At 31.9% G+C, this 24,920-nt stretch carries 18 protein-coding genes and 1 tRNA gene; 3 read left to right on the forward strand and 16 right to left on the reverse strand.

The window, feature by feature from the left end:
- Window positions 1-150: 150 nt before the first annotated feature.
- From GQR95_RS04800 to GQR95_RS04830, 7 genes are all read right to left on the reverse strand, one after another.
- Window positions 151-1,527: a RagB/SusD family nutrient uptake outer membrane protein gene (locus tag GQR95_RS04800; protein ID WP_159022079.1), complete on the reverse strand. Its 1,377-nt coding sequence runs from the start codon at window positions 1,525-1,527 to the stop codon at window positions 151-153.
- A 48-nt stretch (window positions 1,528-1,575) separates the two neighbouring features.
- Window positions 1,576-4,905, reverse strand: a complete 3,330-nt coding sequence (locus tag GQR95_RS04805; RefSeq protein ID WP_159022080.1) for a TonB-dependent receptor — start codon at window positions 4,903-4,905, stop codon at window positions 1,576-1,578.
- Window positions 4,906-5,039: 134 nt separating this feature from the next.
- The gene (locus GQR95_RS04810) at window positions 5,040-6,095 is read right to left on the reverse strand and encodes a FecR family protein (RefSeq protein ID WP_159022081.1); all 1,056 of its coding nucleotides are present in this window, start codon (window positions 6,093-6,095) and stop codon (window positions 5,040-5,042) included.
- 115 nt (window positions 6,096-6,210) lie between these two features.
- Complete coding sequence (locus GQR95_RS04815) at window positions 6,211-6,888, reverse strand: RNA polymerase sigma factor (RefSeq protein ID WP_159022082.1); 678 nt, start codon at window positions 6,886-6,888, stop codon at window positions 6,211-6,213.
- 592 nt (window positions 6,889-7,480) lie between these two features.
- Window positions 7,481-9,733 carry a DUF5916 domain-containing protein gene (locus GQR95_RS04820; RefSeq protein ID WP_159022083.1) on the reverse strand — a complete coding sequence of 751 codons (2,253 nt, stop codon included), beginning with the start codon at window positions 9,731-9,733 and terminating at the stop codon, window positions 7,481-7,483.
- Window positions 9,734-9,898: 165 nt separating this feature from the next.
- Window positions 9,899-10,411, reverse strand: a complete 513-nt coding sequence (locus tag GQR95_RS04825) for an ankyrin repeat domain-containing protein (RefSeq protein WP_159022084.1) — start codon at window positions 10,409-10,411, stop codon at window positions 9,899-9,901.
- Window positions 10,412-10,477: 66 nt separating this feature from the next.
- Window positions 10,478-11,998 (reverse strand): catalase, encoded by a 1,521-nt coding sequence (locus GQR95_RS04830; protein ID WP_159022085.1) that lies wholly within the window; start codon window positions 11,996-11,998, stop codon window positions 10,478-10,480.
- A 110-nt stretch (window positions 11,999-12,108) separates the two neighbouring features.
- Here GQR95_RS04830 and GQR95_RS04835 point away from each other — a divergent pair, with 110 nt between their 5' ends.
- On the forward strand, window positions 12,109-13,032 hold the full coding sequence (locus GQR95_RS04835) for a hydrogen peroxide-inducible genes activator (RefSeq protein WP_159022086.1): 924 nt from the start codon (window positions 12,109-12,111) through the stop codon (window positions 13,030-13,032).
- A gap of 6 nt (window positions 13,033-13,038) precedes the next feature.
- Here the strand turns inward: GQR95_RS04835 and GQR95_RS04840 are convergent, their stop codons facing one another.
- The 6 genes from GQR95_RS04840 to GQR95_RS04865 form a co-directional block, all read right to left on the reverse strand.
- Window positions 13,039-13,731, reverse strand: a complete 693-nt coding sequence (locus GQR95_RS04840; protein ID WP_159022087.1) for an SDR family NAD(P)-dependent oxidoreductase — start codon at window positions 13,729-13,731, stop codon at window positions 13,039-13,041.
- 193 nt (window positions 13,732-13,924) lie between these two features.
- Window positions 13,925-15,331 (reverse strand): flotillin family protein, encoded by a 1,407-nt coding sequence (locus GQR95_RS04845; protein ID WP_159022088.1) that lies wholly within the window; start codon window positions 15,329-15,331, stop codon window positions 13,925-13,927.
- A 2-nt stretch (window positions 15,332-15,333) separates the two neighbouring features.
- On the reverse strand, window positions 15,334-15,909 hold the full coding sequence (locus GQR95_RS04850; RefSeq protein ID WP_159022089.1) for a hypothetical protein: 576 nt from the start codon (window positions 15,907-15,909) through the stop codon (window positions 15,334-15,336).
- An 82-nt stretch (window positions 15,910-15,991) separates the two neighbouring features.
- Complete coding sequence (locus GQR95_RS04855) at window positions 15,992-17,524, reverse strand: M28 family peptidase (protein WP_159022090.1); 1,533 nt, start codon at window positions 17,522-17,524, stop codon at window positions 15,992-15,994.
- A 76-nt stretch (window positions 17,525-17,600) separates the two neighbouring features.
- Complete coding sequence (locus GQR95_RS04860) at window positions 17,601-18,047, reverse strand: hypothetical protein (protein WP_159022091.1); 447 nt, start codon at window positions 18,045-18,047, stop codon at window positions 17,601-17,603.
- Between the two features lie 508 nt (window positions 18,048-18,555).
- Window positions 18,556-18,629: transfer RNA gene (locus GQR95_RS04865), tRNA-Ile, on the reverse strand.
- Window positions 18,630-18,837: 208 nt separating this feature from the next.
- On the opposite strand from GQR95_RS04865, the gene rbfA reads away from it, so the two are divergent.
- Window positions 18,838-19,230: a 30S ribosome-binding factor RbfA gene (gene rbfA, locus GQR95_RS04870; RefSeq protein ID WP_159022092.1), complete on the forward strand. Its 393-nt coding sequence runs from the start codon at window positions 18,838-18,840 to the stop codon at window positions 19,228-19,230.
- A 1-nt stretch (window position 19,231) separates the two neighbouring features.
- On the forward strand, window positions 19,232-20,437 hold the full coding sequence (locus tag GQR95_RS04875) for an ABC transporter permease (protein WP_159022093.1): 1,206 nt from the start codon (window positions 19,232-19,234) through the stop codon (window positions 20,435-20,437).
- 344 nt (window positions 20,438-20,781) lie between these two features.
- Here the strand turns inward: GQR95_RS04875 and dusB are convergent, their stop codons facing one another.
- From dusB to GQR95_RS04890, 3 genes are all read right to left on the reverse strand, one after another.
- On the reverse strand, window positions 20,782-21,777 hold the full coding sequence (dusB, locus tag GQR95_RS04880; RefSeq protein WP_159022094.1) for a tRNA dihydrouridine synthase DusB: 996 nt from the start codon (window positions 21,775-21,777) through the stop codon (window positions 20,782-20,784).
- 260 nt (window positions 21,778-22,037) lie between these two features.
- On the reverse strand, window positions 22,038-22,391 hold the full coding sequence (locus tag GQR95_RS04885; RefSeq protein WP_159022095.1) for a carboxypeptidase-like regulatory domain-containing protein: 354 nt from the start codon (window positions 22,389-22,391) through the stop codon (window positions 22,038-22,040).
- Between the two features lie 90 nt (window positions 22,392-22,481).
- A complete protein-coding gene (locus GQR95_RS04890; RefSeq protein WP_159022096.1) occupies window positions 22,482-24,890 on the reverse strand; it encodes a TonB-dependent receptor in 2,409 nt (802 codons plus the stop codon).
- Between the last annotated feature and the right edge of the window lie 30 nt (window positions 24,891-24,920).

Genomic DNA, 24,920 nt, shown 5'->3' on the forward strand with positions numbered 1-24,920 from the left:
GTATTTCTATTTGAAAAGACACATGAAGATAGACAAGAAACAATTCTATTTTTCAAGAATTATAAATTATCATAAATTGAATCTTGTACACACACATTGAAAATACAAATCAATGTGTGCAACAAGTATATTGAGTAACAGGATTATGAATTAGTATCCTGGATTTTGTTCTATATTAGGATTTACATCAGTTTCATCCTGAGGTATTGGTAATATATTAGTATCATCTCCGTATGGAATCTCGCAAATGCTAGATGTACATTGCGTTCTTACAATATCTTCTTTTTTTCTCATTAAATCCCAAAGTCTTTGTCCTTCAAAACATAATTCTAATCGTCTTTCAAGCATAATTTCATCCATAAGATCTTCTCCTGTAGCCGTAACAGCTTCTGCTGTTGGAAGTGCTCTTTGACGCACCACATTTAAATCGTCTTGAGCACCTGTAATATTTGTTCCAAGTTCTGCTCTAGCTTCTGCTCTAATTAAATATAATTCAGGAAGACGCATAACTTTTACATTATCGTAACCAAGAACTTCAGGGTATTTATTTACTCTATAAGGCGCATAATCTCCTGTTAAAAGTAAATCGTCTATAAAGACATCTAATCTAACATCTCCTTCTTCATATAATGACACCACATCATTAGAGGGTAAATAATCTCCATAACCACCTACTGCAGCAGCAAGATATAAACCGGCAATACTATTACCTCCTTCGTTATCTGTTTCTGTATTTGAAATTTCGAAAATAGATTCTGAGCTATTATCTACAGACCATACTGTTGAATAATTAGAATTTTCGACTAAAGTGTAGCCTGAATTAATAACTTCTGTAGCCAGAGCTTCTGCATTTGCCCAGTCTTCTTTATATAAATATACTCTGGCTAATAAAGCTTTAACAGAAGTAGAAGATAAGGTGTTGGAATTAGAAGTTCTAGAGGTATCGCTCATTAAAGATATAGCCATTGTCATATCTGAAATAACTTGGTCGTAAACTTCTTTAACCGTATTTCTTTCTGGTTCTAAAGTAGGATCAAATTCAAGTATAATTGGCACTCCAGCATGACTAGCATCTGAGGTATATGTGTAATGTTGAGCAAATAATTTTACCAAATCAAAATACACTAAACCTCTTAATGCGTAAGCTTCACCAATAATATGATCTTTTTCATCCTGAGTAGATTCTGTAACATCTACATCTGAATTGATGATGTTATTTAGTGCATTATTTGCAAAGTACATCCCTTCCCATAGAGAACTAGCTTGAGAATCATCTACATTTTGTACGTGCTCTGCAAAATCTACAATTCTATTAGCAGATAAATTTTGTTTTACATCGTCTGCCATTACATCAGGAATCATAAACATATATCTTCCGTAGTAATATGCGCCTGAAATTTCATCGTAGACACCAGTTACAGACACTTCAAGATCTTCTAAGTTTGTTATAGCATCATCACTTGAAACTGAAGATTGAGGGGTAATTTCTAGAAATGATTCTGAACATGATAAGAAAAGTCCTATCATAATCAATAATATTATTTTATTATAATTTTTCATAAGTCTTTTTTTAATTTACAGTTGAATATCTAGTCCTAAAGAAATGGTTTTCATTGCAGGAGTAAGTCCATTATAACTACCATTTATAGATTGTTCAGGATCTATATACAAATCTTTATCTTTTGTAAATGTTAAGATATTTGTTCCTCTTGCATATACTCTTGCTGAGTTAAGTTTCAAAATAGATGTTATTCTTTCAGGTAAACTGTATGCTACAGTCAAGTCTTTTAAACGAATATAACTACCATCGTAAAGCCATCTTGTAACATTTCCTTGATTACTTCCTGATTGTCCTCCCCATTGAAATTTAGGGAATAGGGCATTTGTTTTTCCTTCAACCCATCTATTCTCATATAAATACGTAGCAGTACTTCTAGGTGTTAAACGACCATCTCCTAAAGATCCTTTTGCTCTACTATCGTGTAAGTAATTACCTGAAGAATACATGAAGTTTGCATTTAAACTAAATCCTTTATAAGATATAGACGTATTAAAACCTCCATAAAAATCTGGTGTTGCAGACTTACCTACTAAGTAACGCTCTGCATCTCCAATATCATTTGTTGTTGTTGTTTCTGTTGCATCTGTATAATATAATGGGTCTCCATTAGATTGATCTACACCTGCCCAACCGTACATGTAAAAAGATTGAAAATCTTCTCCAACTTGTCTTCTAAATGCACCAGATGTATAATCATCATCAAGTTGTGTAATTTCATTTTTTAAGAATGTTGTATTAAATCCAATATTCCATCTCAAATCTTTTTTATCAATAATATTCACGTTTAAAGTTAATTCTAAACCTGTATTACTCATTGATCCATAATTTTGAGTAAGCTCTGTAAATCCTGTAGTAGGAGAAATTGGTACGTCTAAAATAAGATCTGAAGATTTTCTTTTAAAGTATTCAACAGTACCACTAACTTTTCTAAATAAAGCAAAGTCTAAACCAATATTGAAATTTTCTTGTGTTTCCCAAGTCAAATCAGCATTTTCTAATTGAGATGGTGTACCCCCTGGAGATCCATCGTAATCGTCTCCGTAACCATATAATCCTAAAGAAGCAAAGTTACCAATAGCAGCGTTACCTGTTAAACCGTAAGAACTTCTTAGTTTTAGCAAATCGATAAAAGTTGCATTATCTAAGAAATTTTCTTTTGCAATATTCCAACTTGCACCTACAGAATAAAAAGTTCCATATCTATTATCTGCACCAAATCTTGAAGATCCATCATTTCTTACACTAGCAGATAAGAAATATTTATTATCAAAATCGTAATTAGCTCTTAAAAACATAGAACTAAAAGTATATTCACTTTTTGTACCTGCAATTGCAAATTCTGAAGCAGCAGTACTTAATGTTTTAACAATATCGTTTGGAAAATCTGTTCCAGAACCAGAAAATGATTCGTTAACGGTTTGTTGCGCTTCATAACCGGCTAACACATTAAAATCATGACTTTCTCCTAATGAAAAATTATAGTCTAAGGTTTGTGTTCCTACCCATGTTTTTTGACTCACATTTCCTTCGTAAGCATATCCATTTGTATCGTAACCAGTACCATAACGACGGTTATAATACGTAGATTCATTTATACTAAGAATATCAAAATTCCATTGCGATCTAAAGACTAAATTATCTAGAATATTAGCAGATATTGCAAAGTTATCAATAATTCTATTGGTCTTTGTTTCCCATAAATCTTCTCCGCTTAAACTACCTACTGGATTACTACCTATTGGAAAATAAGCTACATGATCTGCATTGTATTCACCTTCTTCATCGTAAATTGGAATTAATGGCGATAATTCTAATGTAGACTTAAAAGGGTTGTTCCAAGAACCTGCGTCTGGCGCTGTACTAGACGTTATATCTGAAATAGAAATGTTATTTGAAATGGTTAAGAATTCACTGGCTTTATACTCTAAATTAGCACGTGTACTAAATCTATTAAAACCATAACCTATAATATAACTTTCTTGATCCATGTAACCTGCAGACATAAAGTATTTTACTTTATCTGTACCTCCTCTTACACTCAAGTCGTAACTTTGTGTTATACCTGTACGCGTAATAGCATCTAACCAATCGGTATCTGTTGCTTCTCCTGTAGAAGGGTCTATTTGTTGCGTATACAAATTATCCATTTGGGTTTGCGCTTCTGCAGTTGTAAGTCCAAGATTTACATAACCTTCTATATACAACTCTTTATACTGGGCCGCATTTAATGGCTTTAAAATATTTTTAGAGGCCTGAGAATTAAAACCTGTTAGTGTTTTTAATTGTATAGTTGCCTTACCAGATTTACCTTGTTTTGTATTAATTAAAATAACACCATTTGCTCCTCTAGATCCATAAATTGCTGTAGAAGCAGCATCTTTTAGGATACTAATACTTTCAATATCGTTTGGATTGATAGACGACATAACGTTAGAACTTGCTCCATCATTATCATTTAAAGACTGGCTACCAGCAGAAACAGGAATACCATCAATAACATACAAGGGTTCACTAGAAGCGTTAATAGAACCAATACCTCTTACTCTAACTTCTGTATTAGCACCTGGAGCACCATCTAGTGCAGAGGCCTGAATACCAGCAACACTACCACGAAGGGATTGCTCGAATGAAGATGTTGGCGCTTGTTCTAACTCTGCCCCTTTAACTACTGCAACAGCACCTGTTATGGCTTCTTTTTTCTGAGATCCGTAACCTACTAAAACAACTTCTTCTAAAGATGCTGCATCTTCTTCCATTACAATGTTAATAGTAGACTTTTCTCCAACTTTAATAGTCTGTCCTACCATTCCCATAAAAGAAAATACTAAAACAGATCCGTCTTCAACCATTAAAGCATACTCACCATCAAAATTAGTTTGCGTTCCTTTAGACGTTCCCTTTATATGAATATTAACACCAGGTAAAGGCAATCCATCTGGTCCTGTAACAGCTCCAGAAATTTTTCTTTCCTGTACTGCAACGTCTTTAATAGATGTACTTATTTTACGTTTTGGACTTTTAACCACAACTTGCTTTCCTTCAACCTTATAACTTAAATTTGTTTCAGAAAAAGCAGCATCTAAAACCTTCTCTATATTAGCATCTGTAACTATTAGAGATACTTTTTTATTTGAATTCAAAACATCATCCTTGTAAAAGAAAATGAAGTCACTTGAATTCTGAATTTCTTTAAAAAATTCTGCTATTGACATCTCTTTGACATCAATATCAATTTTTGTTTGTCCCCTCAACGTGTTTCCATAACCCGCCGTAAGCCCTAAACTAATAAATAATAGAAATATTCTCATAAGCGTTAGCATTCCTATGTTTGAGTTTTTTTTCATATTTTTGTGTTTGATAATTAAATGTTGCTGTTCATTACAGCAATGTGATTAAATTAAGCCAGAGGATGTTGGCGCGTCTTCTGGCCTTTTTGACTAATTCAAAATAAGTGTTTAATTCATAAAGTGATTTTGGATTAATTAATGATTATTTTATCGTTTTCTATGGTATAATTCATATTTGTACTCGCTGCAATATTTTGAATTACTTTTTCAATATCTTCATTTAAATCTAAATACCCAGAGAAGCTTTCTTTAGCCAACTCTTTATTTGCGATTTCAATTTCAACATTATAGTATCTCGATATTCTATTAATAACATATTGTAAATCGTTATTTTGAAATACTAACACACCATCTCTCCATGAAAAATAATTATTAACATTAACTTTTTCTGAAACAATCCCTTGTGTATCTTTATTATAGGTTGCTTTTGTACCTGGAGTTATTTTAATTTTATCGGCGTATTTATGTGTTTTAGGATCGTTGTGATAACTAATTTGTACACTTCCGCTTTTTAAAACAGTATTAATAGCTTCTTCGTCTGTATAACTTGTAACTCCAAAAACAGTTCCTAAAACCTCAATTTCTTGATCTTTAGATTTCACTATAAAGGGGTGACTTTTATCGTGAGCGACATCAAAAATAGCTTCTCCTTCTAAATAAATTTCTCTTCTATCTCCGTTAAAAGCAACAGGATAAACTAATTTAGATCCAGAATTTAACCAAACTATAGTCCCATCGGACAAATTAATTTTAGAACGTTTTCCGTAAGGAATAATAAGTGTATTGTAAGATGTTTTACTATTTCTAGACGTTTCCTGCTCTATTTCTCTACCTTTTCCAATAGTTAATGTTTTTCCAGAATTAGAATAATTAATATTACTATTCTCTTCTTTTATTTTTAAATTTTCTCCATCTCCTAAAATTAGAACAACCTCGTCCGACTTGCTAAAATCTGTCACTTCAGAAGTGTTTACAACATCTGTAATAGATGTTGTTGGTTCATTATAAAAATAAAAACTCAATCCTACTAAAACCATCATTGAAAACGTTACAGCCATGGTTAACCCTTTACGACTTTTTTTACGCTCAATTTTATTAACAGAATTAAAAATTTTATTCTTTAAAGCAACCTTCTCCAAATTAGTAATTGGCAAAATTTTGACTTTATTAGATCCATTATCTTTCATAATGTATTGTATGCTGTATTTTTATTATTAAAACTCCCTATTATTAATAGCAACTTTTTTGCTTTATATAGACGTCTTATTTGTATTATTTATTTTATTGGGGTGATATCGGCTTTTAGAATAGAAAAAAGAAGTTTAATTTTCTTAACACTTTGATTGCGCGATAAATTGAAGTTCTTGCAGATTGTACAGAAACACCTATAATTTCAGAAATTTCTTCGTACGTTTTTTCTTCTTCAAAACGAAGAGACAAAACATTTCTTTGTTTGTCGCTTAAGGTTTTCATAGCATTTCTTAATTTCATGTTTCGTTCCGAAATATGTTCTTCTGCTATAATATTCTTTTCACAAGAATCTGAATGTCTTTTATTCAAAGCCTCTGTTTCATAATCGAAATCGTCTAATGAAACCGAAGCATTCTTTTTATTATACTTTTTATTTATTTTTCGTTTTAAAGACTTGAATAAATAATATTTTACATTATCTGTTTTAGAAAGGTTAGCTCTGTACTTATATAAGTCTACAAATAAATCGTGAATACAATCCATAACATAGCCTCTATCTTTTGAGTGATACATGCCATAAGAGAATAAAATATTGACATATCTATCGTAAAGTTCTCCTAAAGCTAATTTATCGCCTTCCTTTAATTTTTTCCAAATTACAGCATCCGATTTTTCTTCTGGGAACATTTTACTCGCACTTGATTCTGTTACTTGATTTAGCGCTGCCGAATCAATATCAGGATTGTTTTTTGCGACTAGAGCTAAAGCCAATTCTCCATATTCTTGCATAAAATTTCGATTTACTTTTGTATTTGAATTTAAAATGTAACAACTGCTACACATTAAATTAAGTAAATCATTACGGGGTTATAGACTAAAAATATTTTTTTTTAACAAAAAAGATGGATTTCTCAATAAAACAACAAAAATTTAACACTTTATTCAAATAAAAATACTCAAATTATCAAATCACTATCTTAAAAATCAATTTTGGGACTGTTTTTTTTGTTAAAATGAAATTTAAAATCATCTAATCACCATTAAAAATCTATACTTAAAACATGATTTTTTTTAAAGATGTTATTTAGGCAAAGCCCCAATTACACTCAATTTAGTCTCTTAAATTTTCAGAACATAATACCGCTTTAAAATAAGATTTACACTTTAACATATTTTAAATTCACATACAAACAAAGGCTATATATTTGCTTAAGCATACTCTTATTAATACGTAGACAAACTTTAGCTTTTATTAACACTAGAACACACGTGATTAAAATTTTATTAATATAAATGAAGATATAGACCCCCTCATAAACAAGAGAAACAGAGCAAATGAAGCTCTGTTTTTTATTCTATTCCTTATATTTTTTTGAAGGATTTATCTATTAATATCGAACCAATAGTTTATTTTTAAGAAAACACCTTTCTGTACAGGCTCGTAAGGCGATGTTGTTTTTACATCATTATATGTTAAGAATACATCTGATAATGGCGCATATCTCCACTGTAATCTAGACACCAATAAAAAGCTTTCTGCTTGAGAACTATATTGTATATCTGTATTAAAAAATAATTTTTTACTAAAGGTAAAATTAAATGTTGGACCTAAATACCATAATTGATCTGAAGAATAAGGTTCGGGAAGCTGAATATCATCATATTGCGCTTGTAACTCTAATGTAAAGTATGGTTGAAACCTGTATTGAAATGTTACATCTGCAGTGAATTTATGCCCGTTGTAAAAAGCCCCATACATTGTAGAACCCTCTGTCCAGAATGCTTTTCTTTTATCTGACTGGAAACCCAATTCTAAATCATTGTAAGTATAATCGCCAATTGGTAAAGAAATAGCATCATCAGACGTTCCCACAGGATCAAAAGCCTTACTTAAATGAATAAAACTATTGTTTCCTGTAAGAGAAAGCATTTCTCCACTATTAAAATTAAACTCAACATAGGCTGCATTATAAATTTCTCTTGGAGACAAATTATCTGAAGCTCTCCAATACGAATTATTACTTGCACTAAACTCAATTGTATTTATAGAACCTGTTTTGGGATATAATCTATATTTTGCATTAGGATTTGCTCTTAATATATCCACACGCTTAGTGTAACCAAGGTCTGATTGAAATCCTTCATCTACATACTGAGTTGTTAATCCTAAAGAATATTTTCTTTTTTCAACATTTATATCTGTTCCTGCGGAAATTCCATTAGTAGACACTCCCGGAGTAAAAGATTTATGTACATACACTTGAGCATCTATAGTATTATCTTGAGAAAAGAAATTAAAATCTGAGCCAACAACGCGATTATACCTTGTTTTTCTATTTATAGAATCTGGCACTCCATCATAAACATCGTCATAATTTGTTGCTTGTCTGTTTACAAAAAACACACTTACATTAGATTTTTTAAGTACTTTATGTTCTGCTGCAATAATTAAGTTATTATTAGCAGGAATATAACCACTTTTATCTCCTCCTGTTTGTACATCTAAAGCTCCAATTCTTAATTTATTATTTATTTTACCAGTAAATTTCGCCCCAGCATTAACATCTACAATATCTGTATTACCATCACTATCTGTATCTATACCAATACGTCTAGAATAAAAAGGAAGTGCATTACTCGTGTCTCCAAATCCATTAAACAAATCGCCATTATCTATAAAAAACTGACGTGTTTCATCTTGCTTAATTTCAAATTGAGTAACGTTATTCTGGCTTGCAGCCACATCTTCACTAGAAAAATCAGGATTAACAGTTAAGTCTAACATGAAGCTGTTTTTAACCGGTATTTTAGCATCAAAACCAGCTTTAAACTCAAAAGAGTCTTCATTATTCACATAATCTTTATTAAACGAAGGCGTTACATAAGGAATAATAGAAATAGGACTTTTAGTTTGCTTTAGTGGTCTTTCGAAAATTAAATCGCCGAAAAAACCTTGATTAAACTGATTCAGGTTCTGTGGTACTCTTGCCCAAGAACTTTTTGTGTTAGATTGTGTGTCTGATCTCATTGTATTGAACTTCCACTTACTTACACCTTCTTTAAATTTAAACGCAGACATCGGGACTCTTACTTCAGAAATAAAATAACCATCATAGATTTTAGATTCTCCAAGCCATTTTGTATTCCAGTTTAAATCTAAATCCCCATCTACTCCTCCACCATAAATAATTCCTTCACGTAATACACCAAAAGGATTTATACCGAACAGAAATGCATTGGTACGATCACTATACGTATCAAACATCAGGTTAATAATATCTGCTCCACTTATACTATAATCTCTTTCGTAAGAAGGTGTTTTATAATTATTACCAGGTGCATTTCCTTTAATTGCTACATATAAATACTCTTCATTATAGAGTATTCTTATCTCTGTTTGATATGCTGTTTCTTTTGTGTCTGTAGGAAAATATTCTGTAAAATTACTTGTAGGAACAGCAAGCTCCCACATAGCCTCGTCTAAAACGCCATCTATTTTAAATGTATTATCTTCTACATAATTTACATCTATCTCTTTCTCTTTCTGTCCATAAACTTGTGAACACATCATTAAACCAAGAATACATAACAAAAATTGATAAGTAGTCGATGATAGGAATAAGGGCTGTCTCATTTTTTATTTTTGCTTTTAAAATTTGATTGTCAGATTTTTTTTTCAAAAATAAATTCATTTTTCTTACTTAAAGAATATTCTTACATCTTTTTTCAGCGGACAATATTGTCCTTTATTCAGAACAACCCTTTTATACCATGATTTTCATCAACTTATTAATATTTATTACTTTAAAAGTGCAATAATTTCAGAATTACCTTGCATTTCTGCATGATTTAATGCTGTATTCCCTCTGTTATCTGTAATTTTTTCATTTGCATTATTTTTTAATAAAAAAGCAGCAATTTCCGTGTGCCCAAACGTACTTGCATAAATTAAAGCCGTGGCATCATTATAATTTTGTTGGTTTACCCCTGCTCCGTTATCAATAAGTAATTTTACAATATCTAAATAGCCTTTAAAACAAACCCCCATTAAAGCCGTATTTCCTGACAAATCTTTAGCATTAACATCGCATTTTTTTTCTAAAAGAAACTTTACAATTTCAGTTTGTTCATTATAAGCTGCCAATATTAAAGGCGTAAATCCTTTACTATCTGCCGCATTTATGATATCACTATTAGAGGTATAAAGCGTTTTTAAATGTTCTAAATTTCCAGATCTAGAATCCTCGAAAATAGACTGACTGTAAATGCTAGTAGTAAAAATTAATGCTAGTATAAAAATAATTTGTTTCATAAATTTTAAGAATTTAAAAAAAAAGAGGAAGCATAAACTCCCTCTTTTAACCGATTTAATAATGAATTAATGCATGAAGTCTTTCTGAGAAAAGCCTAACGCTTTTGCTACACGCATACCATAATCTCTATCTGCTTGATAGAAATAACCAATCATGGTTTTTTGAATATTTTTATCGGTAACCTGACCTAAATCTCCACTTAAATTTTTAATTAAATGATCTTGTTCTACTTTAGTAAGCGATCTGTAAAAATCTCCTGCTTGTTCAAAATCATTTGTTTTGGTAATTTTTTTCTGAGTAATGGTAACGTTAGTAAGCGTCGTTTCAGATTGTTTGTATTGCGCATCTTCTTTTAAAGCCGCTTTAGTACTAGGCTGGTAATTTACATCTGGATTTTCAAATCTTTTATTTCCAGCGCTGCTCCAACTATCAGAATTATAATTATTTGGTTCTTCTAATGGTTTATTAACTTCTAACTGTAAGAAATTCGGACCTAAACGGTGTCTTTGTGTATCGAAATAAGAGAATAAACGCCCTTGTAATAATTTATCTTCAGACGGCTCTACACCCGGAATTAAAGCTCCTGGAGAAAATGCAATACTTTCTACTTGCTCGAAATAGTTTATTGGATTTTGATTCAATGTCATGGTACCAATCTTAATTTTTTCAATCTTATCTGCTGGCCAATCTTTTGTTGCATCTAAAGGCCAAAAATCGAAAGAATGTAAATCTTCAGGCTTAATCATTTGCACATATAAATCCCATTGTGGGTAATTTTTATCGTCAATATCTTTACGTAAACTAACGGTTGCATGTTGCCAATCTTTACCTTGTTGTATAGACGCTTCTTCTGCTGTTAAGTTTTTCTCGCCTTGTTTAGACACCCAAGAATATTTTACATAAGTAACTTCTCCTGCTTTATTAACCCATTTAAAACCATGCACGCTACTCCCATTCATAAATTGGTATCCTTTTGGCGTACCTAAATCTGTCCACAACCTTGTAATCATATGTGTCGCTTCTGGAACATGTGAAAAGAAATCGAAAAAACGATTTGGATCTTGTTTGTTTGTTATAGGAGATGGCTTTAAAGAATGCACCATGTCTGGGAATTTAATAGCATCTCTAATAAAAAATATTGGTAAATTATTTCCTACAATATCGTAATTACCTTCTTCTGTATAAAACTTAACAGCAAACCCTCTTGGATCTCTTGCCGTTTCCGGAGAACCTTTACTATGAATTACAAGCGAAAAACGAACTGCTAAATCTGTTTTCTTTCCTGGCTCAGAAAAAAGGACAGCTCTAGTATATTCAGACATATCTTTTGTTGCTTCAAAATAACCAGAAGCTCCTGCGCCTCTTGGATGTACTACACGTTCCGGAATACGTTCTCTATCGAAAGCTGCTAATTTTTCTACTAAAAAAATATCTTCTAATAATACAGGGCCATATTCGCCCACCGTTTTCGAGTTTTGGTTGTCTCCAACGGGTACTCCACCATTTGTCGTTATCGTTTCGTTAGTTTGAGAAAACCCAATCCAAACGAAAGAAAACATAATAAGCGTTGCTAATTTTTTTTTCATTTTTGTATCAATTTTATTTATAAGGATGGTGTAAAATTCAATCACAACGACTTATAAATCAAATTAATACTTTATATACTTGTATTGTTAAAATTAATATTGAACAAAAAATGACCTTACAACAACTACAGTATGTTATTGCCTTAGATACTTACAGACACTTTGTTACAGCTGCAGAAAAGTGCTTTGTAACACAACCCACCATAACCATTCAGGTGAAGAAATTGGAAGAAGAAATTGGGTTTTTAATTTTCGATAAAAGTAAATTTCCAATAAAACCTACAGATTTAGGCGAAGTATTCATTTTAAAATCTAAAGTCATACTGCGAGAAGTAAGCGAACTTAAGAATATGGTGAGTTTGGAATTAGACAATTTAGAAGGCGAATATCGTATTGCCGTAATACCAACCATTTCGTCTTACTTAATTCCTTTAATTTCGGGTTCTATATCTAGTAAATACCCCAATACAATATTAAAAATAGAAGAAATGGAAAGCGATCAAATTATTATGGCGCTTCAGAAAAAAGAAATAGATATTGGTATTTTAGTTACACCGCTAAACGAACCTTTTATTAGAGAAATAAAACTGTATAATGAGCCCTTTATTTTTTACGGACAGCAGCACTATTTTGATGAAGAAAAGAAAACAATATCTATTGATGAAATAGAACATTTAGACAACATTTGGCTGCTAGAAAAAGGACATTGTTTTAGAAACCAAGTCTTGAATATTTGCGGACACAATGAAAACACAAAGAACATACAATTCCAGAGCGGATCTATAGAAGCATTGAAAAAAATGGTAGATAACTATGGCGGATTTACCTTAGTTCCAGAAATGGCTATTGATGACAAAGATACCGGTCACGTTATCCATTTTACAGAGCCAAAACCCATTAGAGAGGTTAGCTTAGTAACGCATCATAGTTTTTCTAGAGACGTGCTGTTAGATGCTTTACGTTTAGAGATTTTAGAACACACTCCAAAAGCATTCGATAAAAACGAACGCTTTATTAAAGTGAATTGGAGGTGATTTTAACTATTTTATTGATGAAACACCACCATCTACATGCAGGATTTGCCCTGTAATCCAAGACGAATTAGGTGTTAATAAGAATAAAGCTGTTTTAGCAATATCTAACGGATCTCCTACTTTTTTAAGCGGATTCATTTTAGACTGATTTTCTTTTTTCTCTGGCGTACTTAATAAGCGACCAGCCAACTTTGTATCTGTAAGCGAAGGCGCAATGGCATTTACCCTAATGGTTGGAGCAAGCTCGGCAGCTAAAGATCGTGTTAATCCTTCAATAGCACCTTTAGAGATAGAAACCTGCGAATGAAAACTAAATCCTTGCTGAACAGCTACTGTAGAAAACAAAACTATAGACGCGTCTCCGCTAGCCTTTAATCTCGGTAAAAGTTGTTGTATAACTTTAATTGCTCCAGTAACCTGAAGCTTAAAATCGTTAATATAATCCTCTTCTTTAAACCTATGAAATGGTTTTAAATTAATGCTACCTGGACAATACGCTAAACCGTGAATTTCACTAGGTAAATCGTCTAAATCTAAAGTATCTTCTGTAGCATCAAAACTAATATATTTTACTTGTTCACGATCTTCAGAAGTATTTGTAAGATACGTTGCTGTAATCTGAGACCCTTCTGCCTCAAGTACATTTACTAACTGTTCGCCCACACCTGACGATCCTCCTATAACTATATAATTTCTCATTTGTTTACTTTTTACTTGACCTAAGTTTATAAAACATAAGACAGCTTCTGCAACTAAAGTTATACATTAAGTTTGAAACAAAAAAGTAGATTACCTAAACTACTCTATTTATATAAAACACAACATGCAGATACATACCGTTATAGTATCTATCTGCATGATAGCATTCATTTTACTGTATTAAAGAATATCTCTAATTTAATTCGGTAACAGTATCATCGTTTCCGTCTCCTATTTTCTTTCCTTTTAAATATTCTGGTAATTCCATACCCGCCATATTAAACATTTCTTGAAGTGGTGGCACAGAACCATACATTCCAGAAATAAAGTTTGAAGTCGCTGTTTTACCATCTTTAGACGATCCGTTTTCCCAAACAGTAACTTTATCAATTTTAATATTTTTAATTGCTTCAGCTTGTAGCTTAACTAATTCTGGAAGTTTATCTGCAATTAATAAAAGCACTGCATCTTGAGAGCTGTTTCCTGCCGCTTTTACAATTCTATCAAACCCTTCTGCTTGTTTTGTCATAATTTCATAAAGACCTTGCGCTTCGGCTTGTGCTTTAAACAAAATAGCATCTGCATCTCCTCTTGCACGACGTCTTGTTCGTTCTGCTTCGGCTTCTGCATCTATCTCTACTTTCTTTTTATCTATTTCTGCAGGTACAATAATATCTGCTAACTGTGTGCTTCTTTCTCTTTCGGCACGTGTAACTTCTGCTGCTTGTTCTGCAATGTAAGATTCTTCTAATGCTTTTGCAGATTGTACTTTTTCTGAAGCAATTGCAACACGTTCTGCTTCGGCTTCTCTTTGACGACGTAACGAATCTGAATTTGCTACATTAATTTTCGCAAGGTTTTCTCCTTCTACAGCTTTTGCATTTGCAGCCGCTACTTGTGTACGCTGATCTTGTACCGCGTTAGCTTCTCCAATAGAACCATCTCTAACTTTTTCGGCTACAGATTTACGAGCTGCGTTAATGGCATGTGCTGCAGCTTCTTTTCCTAAAGCTTCAATATAACCAGATTCGTCTACAATATCTGTAATGTTTACGTTGATTAATTTTAAACCTACTTTCTTTAATTCCGATTCTACACTGTTAGAAATATTAGTCAGGAACTTATCTCTGTCGTTATTTATTTCTTCAATATCCATAGATGCAACAACCAAACGAAGTTGTCCGAAAATAATTTCTTTTGCAAGTTCTTGGATTTGCTCTAAACCTTGACCTAATAAACGCTCTGCAGCATTTTGCATAACGCCAGGTTCTGTAGAAATACCAATAGTAAAACGAGAAGGTACATTTACACGAATGTTCTGCTTACTTAACGCATTAACCAGATTTACTTCTATAGAAATTGGAGTTAAATCTAGATATTCGTAATCTTGAATTACTGGCCAGATAAAAGATGCTCCACCGTGAATACAACGGGCAGAATTTCCGGTACCAACCTTTCCATAAACGACCAAAATACGGTCTGAAGGGCATCGTTTATATCTTCTTACAAAAGTAAGGAGAATCATAAAAACAAATAAAATAGCAAATCCAATAGCCAGTAATGGCGCTAAGGACTCAATTTGAAGCTGTAAAAAAGTCATGATTAGTTGGTGTGTTTATTAACAATTAAAATTCCAGTGCCTGTTACTTCGGTCACTATTATTATATCTCCTTGATGAAGTTCTGAAGCATCGTCGGTTAATGCATCTAATTCGCGCATACCGCCTTGAATATTTATATGTACTTTACCAATTCTAGAACGATTGGCACCTATAGTAAGATATACTTCTCCTATTTGGTTTAAAGCATTTTTAATTTTTAAAGAGCCGCTGCTATTTAATTTTCCTAAATAATAAAATAACGATGCCATAATAAGCATCATAATTAAACCACAAATACTAGAAATTAAAATAGTTACCCCATTAGACAGTCCATTGCCTATACAAGAAATCCCAGTCCACCCGAAAATGGTAAAAAATCCAATTAAATTTTTGAACGATAAAAACTGAAAACCAATACCTGTGTCGGCTTCTATGTCTGCATCTACATCTCCCGTTTCATCAAATTCACCACCAATAAAGGTTAAAAGAGTGAGTATAATAAAAATTACAGAAGCCGTTAAAGCGATAATCCAGTACACCTTTTCGAAGGGTTCTAGTGCAGAAAACCAATTATTCATTAGTAGGTACGTTTTAATTAAGTTGTTAATATATAACCTTTTTGAAAAGGGTGCAATATATTATTAACCCTATTACCTATAATTAATTATGTTTTCTAGGAATTCCATGCTCCATATTATCTAAAGCATAAATAGTCCAAGCTAGAATTACGGCATTTTTCTTTAGGTCGTTTTCATTAACATATTCTAAAAAATCAAGATATGAATGATGCGTAACCGTACCGTAAGCTAATTCGTCTTGAATAAACTGAAATGAAGGTATATTGTAATAATCAAACGTTTCATGATCTGTAGATAGTGTATTTTCTATAGTTATAGCACCAGAACTTATACATGAAATAGGCTCGAATATTTTCTTAAAAACAGGTCGTGCCAATTCATTATTCTGTAAATAAACACCTCTTACTGCACCAGCACCATTATCTAAATTAAAATAAGCAGTAATTTTCTTAGATTCTGAATTTGGTTTTTTATCTAAATCTCCAAAGTGTTTTTTAGCATAAGCGGTAGAGCCTAAAAAAGCTTGCTCTTCGCCACCCCAAAGTCCAATTTTAATGGTTCTTTTTGGTTTATAATCTATAGCTTTAAGTATACGCAAAGCTTCTACCAACGTAACGCAGTTTACGCCATTATCTGTAGCGCCTGCTCCAGAATGCCAAGAATCGAAATGAGCTCCTAACAAAATAGATTCTGATTTTAGTTTCGCATCTGTTCCAGAAATTTCTCCAATAATATTTACATTATTTTCAGGCTCGCTATAAAATTCGGTTTGTAAATTAAGACGTATTGTTGGTGGCGTATTTAATTTTGTCATTCTGTATAACCTACCAAAATGTTCAGGCATGATGGTAAAATAAGGTAATGGTTTTAGATCTGTATCTCGGTAATAATAGGTTCCTTGCGGATGCAAAACACCTAAATACATAGGCTGCGTAGTTAGTACCGCTAAAGCACCTTCTGCTTCTACGAATTTAAGAAAATCTTCATCTGCTTTATCTTCGGTTTTCCATTCCTCAAATAATTCTGGTAGCGGTGTTGTTTTAACCTCTGCAGTTAGTTTAGATTCCATTTGTTTTAACTGCTGCTCTGAATATCTAAATTCAAGAGTATCTAAAAGCGATTTCTTTTGTGGCTCCACACCTAAAAGAACTACTTTACCTTTTAGTTTACCTGAAAAGTCCTGTCTTACCTGACTCATATCTGCAAAACTTTCAATACTTATAACTTCGCCAGAAACAACCCCATTTGTACTTTTAGACATTGCTAAAGGATATGCAGAAATACTCATATAATTTGGAGTAACCATTTCAACTTTAAACGTTTTAACGTCCCAACCTCGACAATTATCGCAATAATTTTCAAAATGCACGTTTTGAAGACCGCTATTTTTCATCTCGTCAGACATCCATTTTGCTGCTTTAAAATACGCTCTGCTCCCGGTAAGTCTTTGACCATAAATATCAGTTAACTGACTTAGCATATCCATAGCTTCAGATTTTTTAAAGCCTTCATTCCTAATTTCGGATAATACCGTTTCATTAGTTGTTAATTGCGCATAACTGTGTAGCGAAAGTGCTATAAAAAAGGATATAGCAATAATTGTTTTTAGATTCATAATTATGATGAGGTGTGTTTTATTGTAGAATTTAGACGGTTATTTAAATAATATTATGCGCTTTTTAAACTTCTAATCATGAGTTTTTATTGATAGAACTCGTATCTATACGTGTCTTTAAAAATTCTAAATATTTAGGATCATCTTCAGAAAAAATTTCATCGCCTTCTATAGCGAAAGCTCTGGTTAATTCGTCTGCTGCGCGGTCTAGATTACCAACTTCAAATTGACATTGACCAAGTCGCATGTGTATAAATGGATTATCTATTCCTCCAGGACAATGCATTGCTGTAGAAAGATTATCTACTCCTGCTTGAAAATCATTTCCAATAAAATTAGCATCGCCAATCGCGGTTAAAATCCAAGTTACAGCATCCCAATCTGTTTTAGGTTCGGGTACCAAATCAAATGCTTTCCAATAATTTTCTATCGCCAAACTAAAATTTTCTTGATCGACTAAACTATCTCCTTTTTCACATAAATCCTGAATATCTAAATATGTTTTATCGTCTAACTCTGCCATTTTATTATTTTTTAATTACCTAAAACGTTGCGTGTTTGTGAACAGGAAATTTCCGAAGAAAATAAGAAGTAACAAAACATGAAACTAATATTTATTAAACTAAAAACTGCTCTTTTTATTATACTATAATATTTAACGCACGTGTTTTAGAAATTTATTACACTAAACCCCTTTCCTTTATATTTTTAAAGAATTATAATGACATTTTCTTTTCAAAAACAGCACTTAACTAAAACTACTTATATAGCTATTTTTTATATTATAGCACAAATAAAATATACTATAAAAACATCATTATCAGTCAAATATAATATTTATACAATTAGTTTTACCTATATATTTTAAAATTTAATTACTACCATAAAAATACACACGCTTATTATTAAATACTGCTTTAAGGATATTGAGCCATAGAAAATGAAATAGCAAAAAAGGATTATATAATTCGTATTAAAGAGAAAAAACAAAAAAGCCTCTCGATTTCTCGAAAGGCTTAACAATATTGAAGTGGTCCCACATGGACTCGAACCATGGACCACCTGATTATGAGTCAGGTGCTCTAACCAACTGAGCTATAGGACCTCAAAATTGGAGTGCAATATTACTATTATTTTTAAAATTCTACAAACCTTTTTGCAATTACTTTTTACTTAATTTTATTCTTACAACACTTTAATTCTCTACATAGCACGTAGAACACTGTTTATTAAATATTTTATACTTTTATATTTCAATGTAAATTTTACTTCTAAAAGTAAGATAATCTTTAAATATCGACTATTTTTGCACCATGGAAAGTAATAGACAAAAAAAAATAGGCTCAGTTTTACAACGCGATTTAGTAGACGTACTTCAAAATGCCGCAACTCAAGGTGGAATGAAAGGGATACTAATTTCGGTATCTAAAGTAAACGTAACTGTAGATCTTTCTATTGCGAAAGTATATCTTAGTATTTTTCCTAACGATAAGGCCAAAGAATTACTAGTTGGTATTCGTTCTAACACACCTTTAATTAGACACGAGCTAGCACAACGTACAAAACACCAATTACGTAGAATGCCTAATTTAGAATTTTTTGTAGATGACTCTTTAGAGTATATCGACCAAATAGAACAATCTTTAAAAGGAAAAGACAATCCTATTAACAATCCAGACCTTTTAGGAGATCACAAAAAGTCGTAAATTGAATTTCCCGCTGTACATTGCCCAACGTTATTTACGCTCGAAAAGCAGCAACAATGCCATTAATTTTATAACTATAATTGCTGCCGTAGGTGTTATTCTTGGGGCCGCTTCACTGTTTATTGTGCTTTCTGGTTTTTCTGGATTAAAGGATTTTACACTGAAGTTTTCTACCATTATAGACCCAGATTTAAAGGCTGTTCCTGCTACAGGAAAATCGTTTATGCTTTCAGACAAACAGTTTAAAGCATTACATGATTTAGATGCTATTGCTTCGTATTCTAAAATTATTGAAGAACGCGTTATTCTGGCTTACGATGGCAAAAACTTTCCTGCCTTTATAAAAGGTGTAGACGAAAATTATAATCAAGTAAATGCCATAGATTCCGTTATTATTCAAGGGAGTTGGTTAAATCAAAACACCAACCAAATGGTTGCAGGTTGGGGTGTTTCTAATCATTTATCGCTAGGTGTTTTAGACTACGGAAAATCAGTTACCATTTACGTTCCAAAACCGGGAACAGGACAAATTACCTCAACAAAAAGTGCTTTCAATGCCATACATTGTGTAAATATTGGCTTGTTTGATGTAAACGAAACATTGAATGAAACCTATGTATACACACCATTCGAAATGTCTCGCGAACTTTTAAGTTATAAACCTAATCAGGTTTCGGCTATAGAATTTAAAATGAATCCGAATATAGACGAAGATATTATAAAATCGCAGCTTAAAGCTATTTTAGGAGATACTGTAATTATTAAAAATCGTGTACAATTAAATGATGCACTTTATAAAATGTTGAATACCGAGAATTTAGCGGTGTATTTAATATTTACTTTAGTTTTAATTATTGCTCTTTTTAATGTGATTGGCTCTATAGTTATGATGATTTTAGACAAGAAAAAAACACTGAGTACACTTTATAAACTAGGAGCTTCTGTAAGAGATATTAGACGTATATTTTTCTATCAAGGCAGTTTAATGGCTGTTTTTGGTGGTATTGCCGGCTTAATAATTGGCCTTGTAATTGTAGGGCTGCAACAAGCCTTTTCTTTGGTTATGATTACGCCTAGCTTACCTTATCCGGTTGCAATTAATTTTTCTAATGTAATAATTGTACTGCTTACCATTTCGATATTAGGAATTATAGCATCAAAAATTGCTTCTGTTAGAATTTCTAAGTCTTTAATTGAAACCATTTAATATCGGATAATTTAAAAGAATTCTCCTAAATGATAATTTGACGTCACCCTGAATTTATTTCAGGGTCTCAATTGTTAATACATAATTGTCAACTATTCAAAATAATGTGATACTGAAATCAAAGATTCAACGAAATCAAACAAGTTCAGCATGACGGTTGAATAAACAAAACGATAAAGCTTCAAAAAAAATTGTCCGATTCAGAATTCTAAATCTTTAATTGAAACCATTTAATATCGGATAATTTAAAAGAATTCTCCTAAATGATAATTTGACGTCACCCTGAATTTATTTCAGGGTCTCAATTATTGAATCTGTAATTAAATACTAAATTTCCAACCGCATTAGCGTTCAAACTTATAATCAGAAAAATCGTTTAAAACCATATCTAAAGCATCAAAAACATCTTTAGAAGCATCGCTAGTTACTATACGCTGGCGGTATTCTTTAAAATGCGGAATACCTTTAAAGTAGTTTGTATAATGACGACGGGTTTCAAAAACACCAAGAATTTCGCCTTTCCAATCAATGGCCATTTGTAAATGACGTTTGGCCGCTTCTACACGCGCTTCAATAGTAATTGGATCGAGATGTTCTCCGGTTTCAAAAAAGTGTTTTACTTGCTTAAAAAACCACGGGTTTCCAATACTTGCACGACCAATCATACAACCATCTAAACCATATTCGTCACGCATTTTCATGGCTTTCTCTGGCGTATCTACATCGCCATTTCCAAATACAGGAATATGCATTCTTGGGTTGTTTTTTACATCGGCAATCGGTCCCCAATCGGCATCTCCTTTATACATTTGTGCACGTGTACGTCCATGAATAGAAATTGCTTTACAACCTACATCTTGTAAACGTTCGGCAACTTCCATAATACGTATAGAATCGTGATCCCACCCCAAACGGGTTTTTACAGTTATTGGTAAGTGGGTACGTTTTACCATGGCTTCAGTTAAACTCACCATTAAATCAATATCTTTTAAAATCCCTGCTCCAGCACCTTTAGAGACTACTTTTTTAACAGGACATCCAAAATTAATATCAATAATATCGGGTTTAGACCGAGTTACTATATCTACAGTTTGTAACATACTATCCAGATTAGCTCCAAAAATTTGAATACCAACCGGACGCTCTTTTTCGTAAATATCTAATTTCATGGTACTTTTTGCAGCATCACGAATTAAGCCTTCGCTAGAAATAAATTCTGTATACACCACATCTGCGCCCTGCTCTTTACAAAGTGCACGAAAAGGTGGATCGCTAACATCTTCCATAGGTGCTAAAAGTAACGGAAAATCGGGAAGTTCTATAGTATCTATTTTAACCAAAGTCTATTTTTTAAGTGGGCAAAAATACTTAAAATGATATAATAAATACTATTTCATTAATATTTTGTGATTGAAGTGTTTAATACATAAAACAGTAATGAAGATCTGTTTTAAAGAATAATAGGATGCCTAACTTCATTCTTAATGTATTGTAAAAATGATTTTTAACAGATAAGTAGTGGTTAATAAGAACCTAAAAAATGAGATCTTGAGTATTACTTTCAAGATATAAACAATTGTCTTTATTTAATTTTTTTAACTTAATTAACAAAAACATCTACAGCATTTAATTCTTTTTCAGATAATTCTTTTAAAACAACAGATTCTAAATAAATCACTTTATCTATAAATATCTCTTTACTGTAAGAAGAGTATCCTACAAAACTAATTTCTAAATCATAAGTTCCTGTTTCAATTCTATCTATAACAAAGTGTCCACTATCGTTAGTTATTGTTCCTTTAAGTTCAGAATCGTCGGACTTATTTGTTATAATAACATTGGCATAAGAAATGGGAGAATTGTTTTGATCTGTGACCTGTGCAGAAATTTTATTTTCTTGAGAAATACACACATAAGAACAAAGAACAAAGAAGATAGTTAGTTTTAAAGACATAAGTTAAAAAAATGGTTATTCAAAAATAACATAAAAAATCGTATTAACTTAAGAGATAATCATATTACAAATCAATTACATAGAAGTTTACTAATTATCTGCACTTTCTGGACTCAAACGATTTCTTTCATTTAATTCTTTTTCTTCTTTTTCGTTAGTAGAAAGTCTTGTGTTTCCGAAGCTATAACGCAGGCCAACACGGAAATATTGATTATCGTATTTATTATTATAGGTGTTATCTTGATTCAAGTATTTGTTTTTAACAGTGAAGTTTGTCGTCTTAAAAATATCGTTCAATTTTAGTGACGCTACCCATTTTCCGTTATTAAAACTCTTTTTTAAACCTAAATCTATTTGTGCTCGAGATGAAATATCTGAAGATCCATTAATCATTGGAGACATATATAAAATTGAAATTTCTCCGCTTAAACTATGATCTTCTGTAAAGGAAAAGAAATTCATCACATTGGTATACATAGACCAAGTTTGGTTAGTTTCTAATGAATTTCCACTTTCTAAAGCTTCAAAATAGGTTTTATCATGAAATATAGAGTTAACCACATACACAGACCAAATATCTGTAAATGACTGATACATTATAAAGTCGAAACCATAATCTAACGATTTATCTAAATTGGTAGGTAGGTAAAAGACCTGATTGGTGGCATTATCCTGAAAAACTAATTCTGAAGTGGGATTATCTTCATAACGGTAATACACCTCAAAAGTATATGTACCTTTAAAAGTGTAAGACAAGGTTGTTAGATGCGAAATTGTTGGATTTAAATTAGGGTTCCCTTGTAAAAAAGTATAATCGTTAAAATAGTATTTAAAAGGATTTAATGAAGAGTATGTTGGACGCTCTATACGCTTACCATAAGATAGTCCTAAACTGTGGTTTTCATTAAAATCGTGAGACACATTTAAGGTTGGAAATAATTTAAAATAATCGAATTCATTTAGTTCATAATTAGACGATACATCGCCTTCTGCATCTGTATATTCACCACGTAAACCGGCAGAAAAACTCCATGTTTCCCAAGATTTAGAAATGTTTACATACCCTGCATAATTCATTTCTTCGTAATTAAAAACACCACTATTTAAATCATCTAAAATAAATCTATTCTCTAAAAAATAATACTGATCTACAGAACTTTTAGAGTCTATTAACGACACTTTTGTACCAAAAGTTAAATCTATATCCTCTAATAATGTTGTATTATAATCTGCCTGCCCTGAATAGATATACGTATTTTGTATAGACATAGAATTAAACATATTCTCTCGGGTAAGCAGTTGGTCTATATCATAATATTTAGAACTCATATCTTGCTGCCTCTCATAATCGTAATTGGTGTGATGCAGATTAATGGAAAGTGTATTTCCGGACTCGGCCGTATTAACATAATCCAAATTTAAAGCCACATTATCTTTGGTGTCGTTTATAATATTTTCTGAAACAAACGAAGAATCTATAGCTTCAGTAGCCATCTCAGCTTTCCGATTCCAATATGGTGTAATGTTTAAATTTCCAGAAAACGAAATAACGTTAGCATCATTTATACTATAATCTACATTCGCATTAGCAAAATGAGATTTCATTTTTGTATTTCTATCAATTTTATCATTCCACTGTCCAACAACAACATTGTCTTCTATAAAATTAATTTCGCTAGTATTGACTCTATTCTTCTTTCTTTCTCCATAAGAATAGTTTGCAAAAACACTTAATTTATCGGTCTTATAAAAATGATTCATTCCTCCTCTTACTCGCGGATACATTCCTTGTGTATAATCTGTATAAACACTTCCGTTGTAACCTATTATTAGATTTTTACTCATAGTAATATTAATTACTGCAGAACCTTCTGCATCGTATTTTGCAGGCGGATTTGTAATAACCTCAACAGATTGCACATTAGTGGCCGTGGTTCCGATAAGTAATTGTTGTAAATCTTCTCCAGTTAGATAAACCCGTTTATTGTTAATTAAATAAATAATATTAGAACTGTTTCTAACACTAATTTCATCATTCATAATTAAAATACCAGGCGTACTTCTTAAAACATCCATTACATTTGCTTCTGTTAAAGAGGTGTCTTCAATATTAAAAATGATACGATCGGATTGTTTCGTGTAAGTTGGTCGCTTTGCAAAAAGAGTAATAGCATCTAACGCTTCATTAAATTCTTCTAAAATAATTGATTTTAAATCTGTAGATGCTTGTAAGTGTATTTCGGTTTTATAATGTGCATAGCCTATAAAACTAATATCTAAAAGATACGTTCCAGCAGTTAAAGATGCTACGTTAAAATAACCATCATCATTTGTAATAGTTCCTCTAACACTAGACTCGTCTTTCGTGTTTACTAAAATAACATTTGCGTAAGAAACAGGAGCGTTTGCTTGATCTAGAACCTGTCCCGATATTTTAATGTCTTGGGCTAGGCTAAAATAAGAGCATAGAAAAAGTAAAGAAGTTAATTTTAAAGACATAAATAGCGAAAATGGTTACTCAAAAATAGA

Source organism: Formosa sp. L2A11 (assembly GCF_009796865.1).
Classification (GTDB): Bacteria; Bacteroidota; Bacteroidia; order Flavobacteriales; family Flavobacteriaceae; genus Formosa.